The following is a 17,981-nucleotide window of genomic DNA, read 5'->3' on the forward strand; positions in this document are numbered from 1 at the left end:
GCGTGATAGGTTTGGTTTCTTCCTAATAATTACCTGTCACTGCTACCCTACCCCTTATCTGAGATTGCCTTATGAGCCGTGATCGCGCCGTGCAACAACGACAGCCCAAAGCACTGGCAGTCGATGATGAGCCAGCTTATATGACCGAGTTTCGTCAAGCAATGCTGGCACGCGGTCTGGCAACGCGTACTCGTAATGCCTATGTGCGTGACTTACGTGCTTGTGAATTGACCAACTCTATCGCCCTGACTCGCTGGCAGCCTGATGATGTGCTGCACTGCTTATCTCTTCTCACTCAAGATGGCAAAACCCCGCGTACCCAAGCACGTATGCTCTCAAGCCTACGTCAGTTCTATCTGTGGATGATCGCAAGCAACCTACGTGAAGACAATCCTTGTGAACGCATAAAAAGTCCAAAGCTTGGTCGCCCACTGCCAAAGGACTTGAGCGAGGCTGATATTGATAACCTCCTCGCCGCACCGGATACCAGCACTGCTCTCGGTCTCCGTGACAAAGCCATGCTAGAAGTACTCTACGCTTGTGGTCTGCGCGTCAGTGAGCTTATAAACCTAGCACTTGAGCAAGTCAATCTAAATGCTGGCTGGCTACAAATCACAGGTAAAGGCAATAAAACACGATTGGTGCCACTCGGTGAATATGCCAGTGACGCGCTAGAAGACTATCTGTCTCATGGACGCGGGGATTTGATTGCGCATTTGAAATCTGGTAATTGCCAAGCAGTGTTTTTGACTGCGCAAGGTGGTTATATGACGCGGCAAAATTTTTGGTATTTGCTCAAAAAATACGCTCAAATTGCCAGTATCGATAAGGAACTCTCACCGCATACCTTACGTCACGCTTTTGCCACTCATCTACTTAATCATGGTGCCGATCTGCGTAGTGTACAGCTATTATTAGGGCACAGTGACTTGTCCACGACACAGATTTATACCCATGTAGCGACGGCAAGATTGCAGCAGTTACATGCCGCGCATCATCCGCGTGGATAACTTCTGGGTAGCGTGGTGAGTAGAATTGTCATTCAATATTGATTCATGATCGTCAGAGGAATACATAGTGTCGCAAGCTCAGCCATCTACCTTATCTACCCTAACCAAACAACAAAATGCTGCCCTTCGAAATCTTACTATTATGGGTTATTTGGAAGGCACGTCTTTTTTACTGTTACTTGGTATCGCCATGCCGCTTAAATACATGTTGGGCATGCCTGAAGCGGTGAGCTATGTCGGCCCAGTGCATGGGGTGTTATTCGTTGCCTATATCATGGTGCTGATCATTACAGCGGGTAGAATAAAACTGCCCCTATGGGCGCTACCCGCTGGTGTGCTTGGCTCGTTTCTACCCTTTGGACCGTTTATTTTTGATCACTTATTGAAGAAGCGTTTGGGACAGTAGTACTAAAAAGTCTTGATGACACAAACCTATACCCTGTAGTGATGACGATATTGTAGAAAACATTAAAAAAATATCGCTGTTTTTTAAATGAACCATAACCCTGTATCATGAATTATTGTCTACTGACTTGTGAATCGCGGGGTGCGCTGTGTTTGGGTTTGATATCGACTTACAGTTAATGGGTTATCATTTTTTCCAGTTGTGTATTGCCTTTATATTATCGTTGCCCATTGCTCTCAATCGGGAGATGAAAGACAGTGGTGCTGGGCTTAGAACCTTTCCGCTAGTGACGATTGCCTCCTGTGCTTTTGTGTTGGTGGGTCGAGATATTTATTCAGATGGTGATGCCGAAGCACGTATCATGTACGGTATTATCACTGGTATGGGCTTTATCGGTGGTGGCGCTATTTTTAAAAGTGGCGGCAGCGTAAAGGGTACAGCGACAGCAGCAAGTTTATGGAATACGGGTGCTATTGGCATCTCAGTCGCTTACAGCCGCTACGAGATCGCTATTATTTTATCTGTTGTTAGTTTTTTGATATTGCAGTTCTCTAGTCCATTTAAAACAGAGAAGCAAACCAAAAAGTAAGCTGAAATTTTATTCGGTTGTCGCTACAATACTCACCATACTTATCAATTGAGAATCTCATGAGCCATAGACCACCTGCCGACCTCCTCAAGAATGCCGAACACTGGCGCGAAGACATTAACTTTCGCCAAGACGTACTGGGTAAGCCGTTTGATTTTGCGACCACGTGGGGTATTTTTTCACCGCAAAAGCTCGATGATGGTAGCCTGATGTTGCTTGATTATGTGGATTTCCAAGACGATGACGATTCGATTGATTTGGGTTGTGGCTATGGTGTGCTTGGTATGACGGCAGCACGCGAATGTCCGAATGGTCAGCATACGCTCATTGATAAAGACTTTATGGCGGTAGAGTATGCGCGCCGTAACTGTGAGAAAAACGGTCTAAACAACGTTGGTGTGCATTTATCAAATGGCTTCAACCATGTGGCAGCCGACAAAGACTTTAGCCTTGTGATGTCGAACTTGCCAGCCAAAGTAGGCAAAGAGCAGCATTATCTGTATTTCCTCGATGCCTATGCGCGCATGCGTAAAGGTGGACGTTTTTATGTCGTGACAATTAATGGCTTACGCCAATTTGTGAAGCGCTCATTTACTGAAGTGTTTGGCAATAGCGATAAAATCAAACAAGGTAAAACCTACACAATTACTATGGCGACCAAAGAATAATATTTAGCATCTAGCCATAAAAGATCGTCAAAAAAAGCACGCTACCTCTGATGTAACGTGCTTTTTTATTGGCTTATTTACGGGTATGGGTTATCTGCTACATTTGTCGTTTTATCAAATAACCACCGAGCGCTGCACTGCCGATAATTGGTAGTAACACCATGAGCATGGGCGAGAATCCTGTGGCGAGCGATACAAACCCAACTAAGTCTTGAATATAGCTAAATAGCAGACCGAAAAGCAAGGCCACGACGATACGCAAGCCTAAGCTATGCGTACGTAGCGAGCCAAAGACAAAAGAGCAAGCAACGATGACCAATGATAATATTGACAAAGGTGACAGCAGCTTTTGCCAGAACGCCACTTCATGCTCTAAGGAGCGATTGCCCTGTTGACGCATAAATGTGCGATGCTCATATAGCTGCGTCAATGACAAATCTTCTGCTTTTCGCGTGAGCAAGTAAACCGACTCTGGGGCAAAAGGTAAGCTGAGGGTATCTGATGCTGAGACTGCTTGACTACTTTCAAAACCCTGATTGATACTGAGCTTGACCATGTCATTCAGTTGCCACTCATAGCGATACTGCTCGCTTGGCTTATCACTGCTAAGGTCAATCGGCTCACGCCCCGTATATTTGCCGCCTTCAGCATGAACTGCCGTTTGCAAATTACCATTGTTATCTAAATGCCAACGTTTGACCTCACCAATGTTGCCTGCGACATCAGCATAATCGATGTACAAAATATCGCTACCATCAGGTATGGCACTACCATCCTCTGCACTATCAAACCGTGGCTGTATCGTCCAATAGCCGCGTACTGAGGTAACCAGAGAGATATCATCCTCATCGTTGATTTGCTTTGCCAATTGATTGGAAGATGGTAAGACAAACTGATTAATCGCCAGTGCCAGTAGCACAAAAATCAAAGCAGGTTGTAATACCCATCCAACGATACGATAGATGCTGACTCCAGCTGCACGCATGACAACCAACTCGCTTTTATTGGCGAGTAAGCCCAGTCCGATAACAGCGCCCAGTAACGCACCCGTTGGAATAAACTGCTCTAAAAAGTACGGCGAACGATAAAAGATATATTTGAGCGCCTCACCCATCGTGTAGCTGTCATCCAAAGAATCAAGCTCTGACAAATAAGAAAACACCAGCTGCAACGCCCACAGACCCATGACAGCAGCAATAATAGCAAGCAAGGCGTTGAGTTTGACGTAACGGCCTAGCACTTTTAGGCTACCTGGTTTTTTGGCCAGTTGATCAGTGCTTGCAGACTTAGCAAATAAAGAGCGCATTAAGACTGCCCTCCTGATGAACGGTGATTTTTATTATCGATATCACTATGTGCAGTGGCTGCAGCCAGTCTATTTTCTTGTTTGCGAAAACGCAGACGATGTTGCACACGGCTACCCCAATTCAAATAGAGCGCCAATGCCATAAACCCTAGCACTAACCATGCATATGCCCACACGCTGACGCTGCCTTTGCTCACCGCATTTTTGAGTGAGATAATACCCAACGCACAGCTCACAAATAACAAGATAGAGGGAAACAGACGCAACCAACGTCCCTGCCGTGGACGTACCTGTGCAAGCGGTACTGCTAGCATCGGTGCGATAATCATCAGCCATGGTAATGCGAGACGATAACCCAGCTCGCCTTGGGCAGCACGCAGCGCGTTATTGGTACTAGTCTGTGTGTCACCCGTTGCAGCACGCCATAGCGGTCCAATCGATTGGGTCTCTATATTGTCTTCGGTAATGACATCTTGTGAGGATTCGGTCAGGGTGATGCGATAACGATCAAAAGTAACTTGATTATATTTTAAGCTACCTGCGCCCACTTCGTAACGACGACCTTGGAATAAGTCCAATTGTGTCACGCCACTATTACCCGTATTTACTTGCTCAGCACGCTTGGCAAGCGTAATCGTATCCTTGCTGATATTTTGTGCACTACTACTTATAATGTCTTTTGGCATATCGGAGATGCCGACTTGATCCGCTGTCTTTTGATCAATAGTGTTGTTCATATCCGCAGCATCTTTAGTATCATTGCCTTTTGACGCAAGCTCAGACTGGATCAGTATCACATCTTGCAGTTTTTTCTTATCATCGCTGAGACTGCCTACATATAAGTGATAGTTACCGCTACTGATAAACTCATTCGGTCGAATCAAATCAAACGCACTGGTCAGTGCTTGCTGCTGCCAGACCGCCTCAGATGAGCGTACACCCCATGGTTTACCAACAATAGACAATGCCGCCTCTCCAGCGAACAAGGCCAATATCAATGGCGTCATCAATCGCGCCAGTCTGCCACGAGACACGCCGCTAGCATTAATAACCGCCATTTCTTGATCGACATATAAGCGACCAAAAACCAGCATCAAGGCAATAAAAAAGGCTAGCGGCAATATCAATTCTAAAAAGTACGGCAGGTTATACCCAATGATCGTGAACAGTAGGCTGATGTCCAAACGCCCTTCAGCAGCAATGCCAAAATAACGTATCAAACGTCCACCAAGCATCATCACCACTAAAAACCCCAACACCAGTGCAGTGGTCGAGGCAACTTGCTGAGTCATATAGCGGCGTAATATCACAATGGGTACTCTTAAACAGTTGGTAGGCGCATGGTCGATTGAGCAGTTCTCATCGAATGTAAAGACGACGATAACACAGCATGGTCAAGACATAAGTTCAAATAGACCTTCAGGTCTCAGCAAATACTGCTGGACGACTGATTAGTCACACTAAACAAATACAAGCGGCAAATATAACCGCTAATGCTAGCATGTTTTGCCCAAAAATGGCTGTGAAATGTGTTTGAAAACATTACCTACACCTTGCTAATAGCGCATTATTGACAGTAAGAGAGAAATATAGCAAATATTGGATGAAGCAGTAACCAGGCTTCAAATGAGATTAAATTAAAAGACCTCTCTTCCATGATATTTTTGCTTTATTTATTTTAGAAAGGTTTGTTTGTCGTTCGTATCACTGAGTGCGTATGGCCAATATTAATTGCTAGACTGAGTGACATCGTTAAGTGAAAGTTAAGTAAAAAAATGCCAAGTGCAAAAAATACTTTTATATCGTCAAATGGAGAATAAGATCAATGAATAATATGACGTCTACCCCCTCTACCCTACTTGAACTCGCTGGCGGCACGTTTGATGCACTCGACTGGTCGAAGTGCGCGCTCGTGCTTATTGATTATCAGAATGAATATGTCGATGGCGCGATGCCATTAGGAGATGCTGGCACCAAAGCGATTGAAAACGCGCAGCGCTTACTAGATAAAGCCCGTCAGCAAAATGTGCCTGTCTTTCATATTACCCATCACGGTCCAGAAAACGGCAATGTCTTTGATCCCCTATCAGCCAACGTTGAGATTGTTGAGCAGCTCCAGCCGCAAGATGGCGAGGCGGTGATTACCAAAAAACATCCTAATGCGTTTCACGATACTCAGCTACAGTCAATGATTTCATCTGCATCAAGGCAGCAAGTTGTTTTTGCAGGCTTTATGAGTCATATGTGCGTCAGCTCAAGCGTTCGCGCCGCATTTGATTTGGGCTTTGATAGCTTTGTCTGTCATGACGCTTGTGCGACTCGCGACCTCCCCAGCGCCAAAAAAGAAACCATCAGTGCTGAAGTTATGCATGATACGGCGATGGCAGCATTGCAAGATAGATTCAGTGCCCTAATGACGACAGACGAATTGGTTAATGGCTAAGTCTTAAAATGATCGTGTAAATTGGCGCAGTAAAATTGTACGAACTTATTACCTAAGCCTTGCTAACTGCGCACTATCGTCGCAATATGCTACACTACTGTGATTGCTCAATAGGCCAAATAATCTAATAATTTAACAGGCATACGCACTCATACGAACGCTGTATTTTTCATAACTCTAATAAGGATAACGATATGAATATTAAATTATCTCAGCACCTACCAAAGACCCATACACAAAAAATGCTAAAAAAAGAAGCCAAGAGCAAAGACGACGCTTGTCTGGTTGTATTGGTCGATGATAAGAAAAACATTCTGGCAGAATCTGTGCTGACTGAATATACCGCTCGTATTGAGCAGTTGATTGACGTGTCACATTTCAAAGGCACTGCCTGTGAGACTGTTGCTGACTATGCGTTGGCAGGTGATAAAAAGACAACCAAACAGAATCCTGTACAGTTACTGCTAGTCGGTGTGGGCAACACGGATAAGTTCAATAACACTGTATTGCAAAAAATTGCTAAGACCATCTATAGCAGCACACAAAAGCGTGTGTCTTCTATTACGGTTGCATTGGGCGACGCGCTAGAAGAGAATCACTTTGGTCAATTTGCGCTCAATCTACTAGCCGCCAGCTATCGCTTCGATAAGTATAAGTCTGAGCAAGCGACGCCTGTACTGACTGATGTTTACCTAGTAGCTGATGACACCTTACAGCCTGCACTTGCATTTGCTCAGTCAGTCTTCGCCGGTCAGAGCCTCACTCGTGACGTGGCTAATGAGCCAGGTAATATTTGCTTCCCAGCCTATATGGCAGAACAAGCTCAAGAACTTGCAACCACTTATCCTGATTTGTTGACCGTCAAGGTACTTGGTGAGGATGAGATGACAGCGCTAGGTATGCATTGCTTTTTAGCCGTTGCACAAGGCTCTACCAAAGAAGGCAAGCTGGTACTGATGGAGTATCGCGGTAAATCAGCATTTGGCACAGAGGCAGGAACAACTGAGACAACCAGCAGCAATGCAAAAGTATCTGGTCTAAAAGCACTGGCTGATAAGCTACCAACCAAAAAGTCAGCTAAAAAAGTAGACAACGCTAGCGATGATGCCCCAATCGTATTGGTCGGTAAAGGGGTTACCTTTGATTCAGGTGGTATCTCAATCAAGCCGGGTGCAGCAATGGACGAGATGAAGTTTGATATGGGCGGTTCGGCGTCAGTACTTGGTACCATCAAAGCCTTGTGTGAAGCACGTCTACCCATCAATGTCGTTGGCGCACTCGCTTGTGCCGAAAATATGCCATCAGGTGATGCCACACGTCCAGGCGATATCGTAAAAGCCATGAATGGTAAGTCAGTTGAAATTTTGAATACTGATGCCGAAGGTCGTTTAGTGCTCGCGGATACCTTATGTTACGTACAGCGCTACAACCCAAAAGCCATTATCGATGTGGCAACCCTGACTGGTGCTTGTGTGGTTGCTTTAGGTCATGTACGCTCAGCGGTGTTTAGTAATGATGAAGACGTACTGTTTGACTTAGAAAACGCGAGTAATCTGTCGGGCGATCTTGTTTGGCATATGCCATTAGATGACGAGTATCAGGCTCAGCTCGATTCACCAATCGCCGATATGCAAAACATCGGTGGCAAAGGCGCTGGTGCTGTCACTGCCGCCTGCTTCTTGTCGCGCTTCGTGGAAGAAGGTCAAGCATGGGCGCACTTAGACATCGCTGGTACCGCATGGAATTCAGGTAAAGACAAAGCAGCAACTGGTCGTCCTGTGCCACTATTCATGCAATATCTAAAAAACAGCGCAGACAGAGTATAAGCGTTCTATGAAGATCAGCTTTTATGTATTAAGTGAGAGTAAAGCCCAAGATTTCTTGGGCTTTGTTTGTCAGTTGACTCAGACAGCGCTCAACAAAAGCGCTCAGTCTTTGCTCATTTTAGTTGAAGATAAAGCATTACTATCAGACCTAGATACGGCACTTTGGGCATACGATGCCACGAGTTTTATACCGCATCAGTGTCTTTTAGATAATCAAACTGATGTCGACATGGCGGCTAGTAAGTCTATGACACCTGTATTGCTTGGTAATCATATGCCAGCAGACTTCAACGGTATTGTACTCAATACTACCGCACATCCTGTTAATGATTTTATGGTGGCTACTAGTAATGCCAAACCTTCCAGAGTCCTTGAGCTGATCAAACCAGATACGGCAAGTACCCAAGCGGGCCGTGATAAATATAAAGCGTATCAGCAATTAGGCTATGAGTTGACCCACTTTAAGGTTTAGTTTAGCTTTACCTTTTACCTTGTCTTTTTGCCACTTTTTATAGAATTTGCTATCACAAAATCTACTTGTTACCTGATATATCGCTATCTTTGATACCTCATTGTTGAGGCATTTTTATTGACTAGATTTAGCTAAGTATTGTCTAGGTATAACCCTTTCTAGCGTCATAATTTATCCTATTCTATATGCTCGCCTACTACCTTCCACTTTGCGTACGGCACTCGCTGCTATGAGCGGTATGCGGATATGCCAAAAAATGCTACCATCCCTCGACAAATTTCCCCTTAAACAATTCACTTACTTTTGACAGACGTCGAGGATATACAAATGCGTTCATTGATTGCGATGTATCAGCGTATAGGACTGGTGCCGCTCATTATTATTGGTTTGGTGTTAGGCGTACTGATCGGTTGGCTTGCACCAAGTGTGGGTACTGCCATAGGCTTACTCGGTACACTATTTGTCGGTGCTTTAAAGGCAGTTGCTCCCATCTTAGTATTTATTTTGGTCATGGCAGCGATTAGTCAGCACCGTAGCGGCAATGAGGTCTACGTAAAGCCGGTGCTGATCATGTATATGTTCGGCACTTTTTTGGCCGCACTAACCGCAGTTGGTGCCAGCTTTTTATTCCCGACGAATTTGGTCTTGGTAAACGCCGATATCGCGCAAGTACCACCTGCTGATTTAAAAGAAGTATTAACGAACTTGTTAATGAATCTGGTCGCAAACCCGATCAATGCCATCGCTGAAGCCAACTACATCGGTATATTAGCATGGGCGATTATCATTGGTTTTGCCTTGCGTCAGGCCAGTGATAGTGCGCGCAATGTCGTTGGTGATTTTGCTGATGCCATCTCACAGGTCGTTAAGTGGATTATTGCGTTGGCACCATTTGGTATTTTGGGACTGGTCGCCAGTACTGTCGCTGAGACAGGTTTTGCTTCTTTGGCAGGTTATGCACGTATCTTGATGGTACTCATCAGCTGTATGCTATTTATTGCTTTGGTTGCCAATCCATTGATTGTCCTTGTGAAGACTGGCAAAAACCCTTATCCCCTTGTGTTTACTTGCTTGCGTGAGTCAGGTATTACGGCCTTCTTTACCCGTAGTTCAGCTGCCAACATCCCAGTCAATATGAACCTGGCACGCAAACTGGGTTTACATGAGGACACGTATTCAGTAACCATTCCACTGGGTGCCACAATCAATATGGCGGGGGCTGCAATCACAATTAACGTATTAACGCTTGCGGCCGCTCATACGCTAGGTATCGAAGTTACATTTGCATCAGCACTATTGTTAAGCCTCGTTGCGACGGTCAGTGCGTGCGGTGCCTCTGGTGTGGCTGGTGGTTCGTTATTGCTCATTCCATTGGCAGCAAGCTTGTTCAGTATTCCAAATGATATCGCCATGCAAGTGGTGGCCATCGGCTTTATTATCGGTGTCATTCAGGACTCAGCAGAGACAGCCTTGAACTCTTCAACCGATGTACTCTTTACAGCCGCCGCTGACCCTACTTACTCGCGCTAATCTTTAGCACAGCATCACTATAGACAAAAAAAGGGCCTTTTAAAGGCCCTTTTTTGTTGAGTATTACCAGTAAATAACTACTTTATACTGTCTATATCAATCTCTATGACTGGGGTTTGCAGCTCTGTTTGACGTTTGAGTTGGCGTAGCTGCTCAACCTCATCTAATAACTCAATAATTAAACCAATGGCAGGTACACTGGCTTCAAAATCACGACTCAACCGTGAAGCGCGGCGTACGGTCGTCAACTGATAGCCAGTGAACTGTTCGCGCTCTGGCACATCATATTCAATGATATTTTCTTCGATTAACTCAATGACCCATTGGCGCTCTTGGCCACAGGCCGTGACCAGCTCATCTAAACTCATGATAATGTCAGTAAATTCAGTCGAGTGTTTCATAGCTATTATCCTCGTTTGCTCTATTTTATCGTTATCCTAGTCATCTCTACGCGCAGCTTATCATTGTAGTGATAGATGACTCTTATCAAGGGCGTCGTCTAACGGTTGATACTGGTATCAGCAAAGGCTTGCTTGAGCTGTTCATACGCATCGATGGCCTCTTCGCTACTGATATCAGGATTGACAATATTTAAAGTTAAGTACAAATCGCCTGATTGTTTGGCAGGAATACCCTTACCCTTTAGACGTAAATTACTACCTGATTTGCTATTTTTGGGCACCGTTACCCCAAGCGTACCCGCTGGCGTATCGACGTTAATTTTTTCGCCTAGTGCCGCTTCCCACGGTGCGATATTTACGGTCTGGTAGACATCCGCGCCTTCTATTCGGATATTGACATCGTGGCGAATTTTAACCTTTAAAAACAAATCGCCATTTTTACCATGACTACTACCAGCAGCGCCTTGTCCAGCCAATCTGATTTGCTTACCATCCGTGATGCCCTTTGGGATTTTTATTTTTAGGGTTTTGTTGTCATAGTCGACGTTACCATTGGCTTGACGCACAGGGACATTTAGTTTGATGCTGTAGTCGTCACCACTATATACTGAGGATAAATCAACCGTAATCTCGGCATGTTGGTCCTGACCTTTGCTATCTTGCGTACCAAAATCACCACCAAACTGATCAAACCCGCTGCTTTGAGAGCGGCTACCCGCTTGCCCACCAGCTGATCCACGCGCGCCGCGACCGAACGCTGAGAAAATATCATCAAAGCGAAAACCACCATTACCAAAAGCCTCACCATCACCAAACTGGCTTTTGATATCTTCCCAACGAAACCCGCCTTGCCCTGCACTACTCTGTCCACCAAACCCACTTGCGTGGCTTTGATTTGCAAATGGATTGTTTAGCATCGCGTCATACTCAGCACGCTTGTCTTTGTCTCTGATGGTCTCGTAAGCGTTGTTTATTTCTGCAATCTTGTTGTCCGCGTCGGGGTGATCGCTGACATCAGGGTGGTATTGACGAACGAGCTTACGGTATTTCTTTTTGATATCAGCATCTGAAGCATCTTTTTTGACCCCTAAAATGTCATAGTAGTTTTTCTCTGCCATGTTATTTCCCTCAAAATAAAAGCATATTAGTGATATCGGTTCACCAGTTTTGAACGATAGGTCATAAACGACCACTTAATATTGGTATATTGTCTATTTCTAACTTACCTTTTATGATAGTAATAATAAAGACAAACACCGTTATATAAATATTACCAACCACGACGTATAGCTGTGCTGAGACTCTAAAATGCAGATAAATAAGTACTTTTACTCTGAGCTAGGTATTTGTTAATTGATAAATATTTTTTATGAGGTGTTCAAAAGCGTATTTAATTTTTTATATTAGTGGTTTGGAAACACTATAGAAAGGTTTTGTTACATTCAGTAGCCAGTGTTTTAATAGATGCAAACCGCCTTAATAATGCTATTTCGATAGTATTTGTATTTATATATTACCCATTTGCATTATATTATCCAGTCTCCAGTATTTTGTCAGCTTATTTATGAGAACCAATCTCTATAACATCATATTTAACCTTTTTAATATCAATTTTTCTTGTTAAAAACAGAATTTTCTCCTTAAAAAACAATCATTTGACCTGATGAGTTTTTTACACAGCAGTAATAATATGACAAGCTATCTCTTGTAGAATCCCCTCATTATTCATACTCATAGGGAGTATAGATAGCGTAGGCAAGAGCATCTGTCTATTTTATTAATTGCTTATAGGTATTAAATGTCTTATTTAATCAAGTCTTTGGTTGTCGCGTTATCACTATTGCTGAGCACTACGGTTTTTGCTGGTAATACCAGTTACTACGGTAGTAAGTTTCATGGGAAGCGTACAGCGAGTGGTAGTATCTTTAATATGAACTCTTTAACCGCTGCACATCGCACGTTACCGTTCGGTACGAAGGTTCAAGTAACTAACCAAAAGACAAAGCAGAGCGTGGTCGTAAAAATCACTGATAGAGGTCCATTCATTCGTGGACGCATCCTTGATTTATCGAAAGCCGCTGCTGGTCAAATAAACTGTAAACTTTGTACGACCACAATGGAAGTACTGTCTTACGGTGATGGTAAATACCGTAAAGAATGATGTCATAGTCTAAAAAAAAGGGAGGGCTAACGCCCTCCCTTTTTTATTGCTCACTGTTAAGTATTCAAAGCGGTTTATGCAAACCTACTTTCCATTTCTTCTAATGTCGTCATCGATAGCAACAGTTTTTCTTCATTATCACTATGCTGCTGTTGTAGCGCCGTTTGCTCATTTAACAAAACCAGCAAGTCAGACTTACGGCTCTCTTCATATAGAGTCGTATCAGCCAGCTTTTCCTCAAGCGTCACGAGCTGCCCGTCAATTTTAGCTAGCAACTTCTCTGTGTCCTCTATCTCACGGCGAATAGGCGCTGTCAATTTGCGTTGTTCAGCAGCGAGCTTACGCTGTTCTTCTTTACTAAGTGCGGGCGCTATCGTTTTGCTTTTTGAGGAGTTGTCAGCTGCTTTATTACTGACTTGGCTATTATCTGTTTCACGTGAAACAAACTTCTTACTCTCTTTTTTGCTTTTCTTTTTATGGTTACTTTTGTCTTGTGTGCTTTCTTGCTTACGCTTTTCAGCCAGCCATTTACCATAGTCGCTGATATCACCATCGAACTCATCGATTTTGCCATCATGTACCAGATACAGCTCGTCACAGACATTGGCAATCAGCTCACGATCATGCGATACCAGTACCACGGCACCTTGGAACCCTTGCAGTGCAATGGTCAATGCTTGGCGCATCTGTAAGTCCAAATGGTTGGTTGGCTCATCAAGTACGAGAACGTTGGGACGCTGCCAAACGATCAACGCCAATGTCAGACGCGCACGCTCACCACCAGAGAACAGCTCACTTGGGGTATCAATACGCTCACCGCGAAAATCAAAACTGCCCAAAAATGAGCGTAACAATGCATCGGAGGTTTTACCTGCTAGGCGACGTAACATCTCTATAGGCGTGGCTTTGGCGTCCAAGATATCCATTTGATGCTGGTTGAAATAGCCGAGCTTTAGAGTATCTGAAACGCGGTAGGTACCCGTCAATACGCCAAGCTCACCAACCAATGCTTTAATCAGTGTAGATTTACCCGCACCATTCATACCCAGCAAGCCAATACGCGTGTCTGGCGTCACTTGCATGCTGGCATTGTGTAGCAGTGGCGTCTCGCTATAGCCAATATCTGCATGGGTCAGCTCAATCAGTGGTGAGCTCATATTTGCTGGCTCATAAAACTGAAATGAGAATGGGTTATCCGCCATCATTGGTGACAGCTCTGACATACGCTCTAGCTGTTTGATACGGCTCTGTGCTTGCTTGGCTTTACTGGCTTTGGCACGGAAACGACGAATAAAATCATCTAAATGCGCCTTGGTCGCCTCTTGCTTCTCAAACGCTTGCTGCTGCTGCGCCATACGCTCATGACGCGTACGAATGAACTGCTGATAATTACCGGTATAAAGGGTGATTTTTTGCTGCTCGACATGCAGGATATGACCAACTGTCGCATCCAAGAAAGCTTGGTCATGCGAGATGACAATAACCAGACCCATGTAAGCATTGATCCACGTCTCAAGCCACAAGATCGCATCCAAGTCCAAATGGTTAGTCGGCTCATCGAGTAACATGAGATCAGCGCGGCTCATCAAAGTTTTGGCGAGATTCAAGCGCATACGCCAACCACCAGAAAACCCTTCTACAGGCAGCTCATGCTGACTGGTATTGAAGCCAAGACCTGCCATGATTTGAGCGGCTTTGGTGGGCGTACGATATCCGTCGATTTCATCAAACTGCTGATGCAATACGCCGATCTGCTCATCACTGACGCTACTCAAATCATTAAGTGCCGCATTGATTTCATACCACTGCTCATCACCGCTGAGTACATAATCAACCGCAGACTGCGTCGTCGCGCCCACTTCCTGCGCCATATGCGCCACTTGCCAGCTATCAGGAATACTGACTTCGCCTCTATCCAGCGTGACTTCGGTATCGCCCTTGCCCATCTGCGTCAGTAGTAGCGCAAACAAGGTCGACTTGCCGGTGCCGTTGTTGCCCGTTAAGCCAACTTTGTGACCTGGATGGAGCTGAAAGCTTGCACCTGCAAACAATTCACGTCCATCACGGCGAACACCAACGTCTTTAAATTCGATCATATAATTTCTTCATCTCAGCAATAATATAAATATAGGGCAGTAATAAACACACATAGGGTATGCCAACTGGCGGCTATTATTTCAAACGCTTGCCACATAGGCAAACAATTAAATAACTATTTCAAAACTAAGTGTTTATTATGATAATGGCTTGAGGATCAATAGTCGGCTATTGCGAGCTCAAATACCGATTGGCATTATGAAGATTGCTATTATAAAGGTTGTGAACACAATGCGCCTATACATAGACAACGAGCATCAATAATGCCTAGTAAGCGTTATACATTCTAGTACTGTCTAATAGTGCTTTATACTAGAGCGTGTCCTCACTCTAAAAACAACGATAAAGACTCGACAGATGGGAGCTCAACAAGGAAAATAGCACAAACAATATCAGCATATTAACCCATTATTTATTGTCATCCATGGCTTGGCTAACACACAGTGGATCGTGTCACTCTTGACAAACGAATCCGCACCCCCATTATGATATACTGCTAAAAAATAAGCGCTTAATATAAGTATATAGCACCAGTGCAGGATATAAGCGCCCAGTATCTATAACGCATTGTGGCAGCGCAAATACCCTTTTAGAGCGGCTTATAATGCATTACTAGTTTTGACATAACGACAGCACCCAATTAAATCAAACGCCGTGCGTATCTTTTTTTGCAATCGTTTTATTGCAAACCCAAACAGGACGACGACCGCATTTGATCCTAGCAACTGAGGTAGATATGAACGAATCAGCCAACCAATTTAGCCCAAGCTCAAGTCAGCCAGTAGACCCAACCGTATTGAGTCTAACCGATAGTGCTGCCCAAAAAGTACGCCGTCTGCGCGAAGAAGAAGGTGATAGCGATCTGATGCTACGCGTCTATGTGACTGGTGGCGGTTGCTCTGGTTTTTCCTATGGGTTCAACTTTGCCAATGATCTCAACGAAGACGATGCCAATTTTGATAATGGTGATGTGACCTTGGTTGTCGACTCACTAAGCTATCAGTACTTGCAAGGGTCTACTGTTGACTATACCGAAGGATTAGAAGGTGCTCGTTTTGTGGTGACCAATCCAAACGCAACCACCACTTGCGGCTGCGGCTCGTCATTCTCTATTTAACCTGCCTGTCGTTTTAGCACTACGGCCTGAGATACTTAGTGGGCGCGCTAAAACAGTACGGGGTGATTTAGAGCATAGCGGTCAAAGCATCTATCTACACGGTAGGTGCTTTTTTTATCACTCCCAAGTCTATCTGATAAAACTGGCTAGTATGAGTACGAGCCAATTTGGCTCTAAATACTGAGAAAAACTTCGATAAATCATCCCTCCTAAAGCTTATCGTATTTGTAATTGTCCGTGGTTTTCAATACGGCTTTGAGCTAAACTGACGGGATTATTGACCTAACATTTACCTATTTTATGGACAAACACCCATCGTGTTTTGATCCGCCATAATAAATAACAATAGATGACTATTATGAGTAATTTTACGAGTAGCTTTGTTAACTTTGACATTCCCAACTGGTTCGATAGCCAGCATCTGACGGGTATGCTTCGTGGTATCGAAAAAGAAGGTCTGCGCGTAAAACCCGATGGTTTTTTGGCCCAGACACCGCATCCAGCCAAATTGGGATCAAAACTGACCCATCCCTTTATTACTACTGACTACTCAGAGAGCCTACTCGAGCTCATCACCGAACCAAAAACATCCCCAAAAGAGACCCTCAACATGTTGCGCCAGCTGCACGTGTTGGTATATCAGGGCATGCCTGAAGGTGAGCTGATGTGGCCTTTGTCCATGCCATGTATGTTGTCATCGAAAGATGAAGATATTCCATTGGCTGATTATGGCAGCTCCAACACAGGTAAGCTAAAAACCTTATACCGTAGTGGTTTGGGTATTCGTTATGGTCGCCGCATGCAGACCATCGCAGGTCTACATTACAACTTGTCTTTTGGTGATACGCTCTTTGAAACCTGGCAAGCGCAAACCCCAACGGCACAAGATCAGACGCTGACAGAGTTCAAAAACGAAAAATACTTGGGGCTCATTCGTAACTTCAAGCGCCTAACCAGCCTTGTGCTATATTTACTGGGCGCTAGCCCAAGCGTGTGTCCTTGTTTTGTGGCAGGGCGTGAGCATGATTTAGAGCTTTTAAATGACTCAACCTACTATAAGCCTGCTGCGACGAGCCTGCGTATGGGCAAGCTTGGCTACACCAATAGCGTGCAAGAACAGCTAGATATTCGTTATAACTATCTGCCAGAGTATGTCGCTGGGCTACGCCGTGCGATTCAAACGCCGCATGACAGCTTTTCTAAACTTGGTTTAGAAGACGCCGACGGTAACCCTGTCCAAATCAATAATCATATCCTCCAGATAGAAAACGAATATTACAGCCCTATTCGTCCTAAACAGATTGCGATGAGTGGTGAGACACCGACCGAAGCGCTTGAACGTCGCGGTATCGCTTATGTTGAGTTTCGTGCGATTGACCTTGATCCTTATAGCGATGTCGGTATCCGTCTATCCAGTGCTTGCTTCTTAGAAGTGATGGCGCTCTACTGTCTATTTAGTGATTCGCCAGACTTGCTTCCTGAAGAGGAAGAGACACTCGCTATCAATCTTGAGCGTGTGGTCAATGACGGTCGCCGCGATGATTTGCACATTATCAATAACGGTCAAGAGCAGTCACTAGAGCGTTGGATGCTCACGCATTTGGAGCGTATGCAGCCCCTTGCCGCATTGTTAGATGCTCACTATGGTGGTAATGACTACCGCGCAGCAGTAGCATTGATGCAAGGCAAAGCAGGACACTCTGAGTCGACCATATCTGCGCAAGTAAACTCAGATAGCAAACGTTTGGGTAGCCTATGGCAGCTTGGCTTTACCTTGGCTCAGCAGCACCGTGACTCTCTGTTGCAACAAACGCTCAGTCCGAATACCCAAGCAAAGTATGAAGTATTGGCAGAAAAGTCTGTTCTACAACAAGCTGATATTGAAAGGTCTGAAACAGAAGACTTTATGGAGTTTTTGCAGCAGTATCGCTAGGCTTTGATTAATAAGTTCTGAC

16 protein-coding genes are annotated in these 17,981 nt (G+C 44.6%); 11 read left to right on the forward strand and 5 right to left on the reverse strand.

The features are described from left to right. Positions 1-71 precede the first annotated feature (71 nt). The 4 genes from xerD (at position 72) to AC5JPO_RS08520 (ending at position 2,673) form a co-directional block, all read left to right on the forward strand. Entirely contained in the window at positions 72-1,010 is a 939-nt protein-coding gene (gene xerD / locus AC5JPO_RS08505) for a site-specific tyrosine recombinase XerD (protein ID WP_493853834.1), read from the forward strand. A gap of 67 nt (positions 1,011-1,077) precedes the next feature. Then, positions 1,078-1,416: a DUF3817 domain-containing protein gene (locus AC5JPO_RS08510; RefSeq protein WP_493853835.1), complete on the forward strand. Its 339-nt coding sequence runs from the start codon at positions 1,078-1,080 to the stop codon at positions 1,414-1,416. Positions 1,417-1,564: 148 nt separating this feature from the next. Next, positions 1,565-2,005: an MgtC/SapB family protein gene (locus tag AC5JPO_RS08515; protein WP_493853836.1), complete on the forward strand. Its 441-nt coding sequence runs from the start codon at positions 1,565-1,567 to the stop codon at positions 2,003-2,005. 59 nt (positions 2,006-2,064) lie between these two features. After that, positions 2,065-2,673, forward strand: coding sequence for a class I SAM-dependent methyltransferase (locus AC5JPO_RS08520; RefSeq protein WP_493853837.1), 609 nt, complete (start codon positions 2,065-2,067; stop codon positions 2,671-2,673). A 97-nt stretch (positions 2,674-2,770) separates the two neighbouring features. Here the strand turns inward: AC5JPO_RS08520 and lptG are convergent, their stop codons facing one another. Next, a complete protein-coding gene (gene lptG, locus AC5JPO_RS08525; RefSeq protein ID WP_493853838.1) occupies positions 2,771-3,979 on the reverse strand; it encodes an LPS export ABC transporter permease LptG in 1,209 nt (402 codons plus the stop codon). Then, positions 3,979-5,271 (reverse strand): LPS export ABC transporter permease LptF, encoded by a 1,293-nt coding sequence (locus AC5JPO_RS08530; protein WP_493853839.1) that lies wholly within the window; start codon positions 5,269-5,271, stop codon positions 3,979-3,981. The genes lptG and AC5JPO_RS08530 overlap by 1 nt, the downstream gene beginning before the upstream one ends. Positions 5,272-5,804: 533 nt before the next feature. On the opposite strand from AC5JPO_RS08530, the gene AC5JPO_RS08535 reads away from it, so the two are divergent. The 4 genes from AC5JPO_RS08535 to sstT all read left to right on the forward strand — a co-directional run bounded on the left by AC5JPO_RS08535 (position 5,805) and on the right by sstT (position 10,250). Beyond that, positions 5,805-6,422: a cysteine hydrolase family protein gene (locus tag AC5JPO_RS08535; RefSeq protein WP_493853840.1), complete on the forward strand. Its 618-nt coding sequence runs from the start codon at positions 5,805-5,807 to the stop codon at positions 6,420-6,422. 194 nt (positions 6,423-6,616) lie between these two features. Beyond that, positions 6,617-8,248, forward strand: a complete 1,632-nt coding sequence (locus AC5JPO_RS08540; protein ID WP_493853841.1) for a leucyl aminopeptidase — start codon at positions 6,617-6,619, stop codon at positions 8,246-8,248. 7 nt (positions 8,249-8,255) lie between these two features. Continuing rightward, positions 8,256-8,720 carry a DNA polymerase III subunit chi gene (locus AC5JPO_RS08545; RefSeq protein ID WP_493853842.1) on the forward strand — a complete coding sequence of 155 codons (465 nt, stop codon included), beginning with the start codon at positions 8,256-8,258 and terminating at the stop codon, positions 8,718-8,720. Between the two features lie 327 nt (positions 8,721-9,047). Then, positions 9,048-10,250 (forward strand): serine/threonine transporter SstT, encoded by a 1,203-nt coding sequence (gene sstT / locus AC5JPO_RS08550; protein ID WP_493853843.1) that lies wholly within the window; start codon positions 9,048-9,050, stop codon positions 10,248-10,250. A gap of 77 nt (positions 10,251-10,327) precedes the next feature. Here the strand turns inward: sstT and AC5JPO_RS08555 are convergent, their stop codons facing one another. Together AC5JPO_RS08555 and AC5JPO_RS08560 are read right to left on the reverse strand one after the other, a co-directional pair. Continuing rightward, positions 10,328-10,651: a chaperone modulator CbpM gene (locus tag AC5JPO_RS08555; protein WP_493843991.1), complete on the reverse strand. Its 324-nt coding sequence runs from the start codon at positions 10,649-10,651 to the stop codon at positions 10,328-10,330. A 98-nt stretch (positions 10,652-10,749) separates the two neighbouring features. Continuing rightward, complete coding sequence (locus AC5JPO_RS08560; protein WP_493853844.1) at positions 10,750-11,769, reverse strand: DnaJ C-terminal domain-containing protein; 1,020 nt, start codon at positions 11,767-11,769, stop codon at positions 10,750-10,752. Positions 11,770-12,449: 680 nt separating this feature from the next. On the opposite strand from AC5JPO_RS08560, the gene AC5JPO_RS08565 reads away from it, so the two are divergent. After that, a complete protein-coding gene (locus tag AC5JPO_RS08565; RefSeq protein ID WP_319050774.1) occupies positions 12,450-12,812 on the forward strand; it encodes a septal ring lytic transglycosylase RlpA family protein in 363 nt (120 codons plus the stop codon). 74 nt (positions 12,813-12,886) lie between these two features. On the opposite strand, the gene AC5JPO_RS08570 is transcribed toward AC5JPO_RS08565, so the two are convergent. Next, positions 12,887-14,908, reverse strand: coding sequence for an ATP-binding cassette domain-containing protein (locus AC5JPO_RS08570; RefSeq protein WP_493853845.1), 2,022 nt, complete (start codon positions 14,906-14,908; stop codon positions 12,887-12,889). A gap of 737 nt (positions 14,909-15,645) precedes the next feature. On the opposite strand from AC5JPO_RS08570, the gene erpA reads away from it, so the two are divergent. Together erpA and gshA are read left to right on the forward strand one after the other, a co-directional pair. Further along, positions 15,646-16,026: an iron-sulfur cluster insertion protein ErpA gene (erpA, locus tag AC5JPO_RS08575; protein ID WP_057757666.1), complete on the forward strand. Its 381-nt coding sequence runs from the start codon at positions 15,646-15,648 to the stop codon at positions 16,024-16,026. Positions 16,027-16,384: 358 nt separating this feature from the next. Next, positions 16,385-17,959 (forward strand): glutamate--cysteine ligase, encoded by a 1,575-nt coding sequence (gene gshA / locus AC5JPO_RS08580; protein ID WP_493853846.1) that lies wholly within the window; start codon positions 16,385-16,387, stop codon positions 17,957-17,959. Positions 17,960-17,981: the final 22 nt, after the last annotated feature.

This window comes from Psychrobacter sp. H25 (assembly GCF_059076335.1).